The sequence below is a fragment of the Actinomyces sp. Z5 genome (assembly GCF_003287795.1).
Lineage (GTDB): Bacteria > Actinomycetota > Actinomycetes > Actinomycetales > Actinomycetaceae > Actinomyces > Actinomyces glycerinitolerans.
In genome coordinates, this window is sequence record NZ_QMIN01000046.1 from 37,814 (window position 1) to 38,749 (window position 936).

Sequence of the window (936 nt, forward strand, 5' to 3'; positions counted from 1 at the left end):
CAAGTGACTGCTCCACGTGCCACAGCTCGTGGTAGGAGGTGATCACCTCACTGGCGGGCATCACCGTGGCGGGGATATTGCTGACGTAGCCCTTGAGCCCCGCCAGCCGCTTAGCGCGGGCTAGAGCCTTCTCATCCAGGACCTGGTCGCCCTTGCGGGTGGTGACGAAGCGGGTGCCCTTGGGGCGCCTGTGGCCGGCGACCACCGCCCGCGCCCGGTTCTCCTGCGCGGTGAGGGTCTTGCTGTCCCTGGCGAACCGGCGCGCGCTGTAGGCCCAGATCGCGCGCCACGAGCCCGGAAACTCCACTGGGCTCCAGACGGGCTCATCGCGGACGTTCCGGTCGCGTTCGGTGCTGGTGGAACCTTTACGTGGGGTGATGGTGTCGATGATCTGCCCGTCGGCCAAGGCGTCCCCGTGCCAGGCGAAGTGCGCCTCCAGGTCCGCCGGCGCCTTGGTCATGCGGGACCCGACGATGAACCCCAAGCCGGCCTGATCGAGCGCTTCGAGGTTGTCCGCGGAGAGCATGCCGGCGTCCGCCACCACGACCAGGTGATCAATCCCCGACGCCTCCCGGAACTCCTGGATCATCGGGATCAGCGTGCTGGTTTCGGCCCTGTTGCCCTCCCAGCAGCCGATCTGTAGGGGGAAGCCGGCCCTATCCACCAGCAGCCCCACGATGACCTGCGGGTCGACCCGCCGCTCCTTGGAATAGCCCACCCGCCGTAGGTCGTCCTCCTTCTCCGCCTCGAAGTACAGGGTCGTCACGTCGTATAGGCACAGACTCAGGTCCCCGCGGCCGGTGACGTGCCGCAGGCAGGCGGCCGCGATCCGCTCTCGCCACTGGCGGCCCGCGCAGCGGGACAGCGAGCGGAACAGTGTCCTCCTGGAGGCCGGCTGCACACCCAGCTCGGAGATCACCCGGGGTACCTGCTCCT

General features: G+C 68.5%; 1 pseudogene. It reads right to left on the minus strand.

From position 1 onward, the window contains the following. Nucleotides 1-877: pseudogene (locus DRB06_RS16535) on the minus strand (IS1634 family transposase); the annotation flags it as partial. Nucleotides 878-936: the final 59 nt, after the last annotated feature.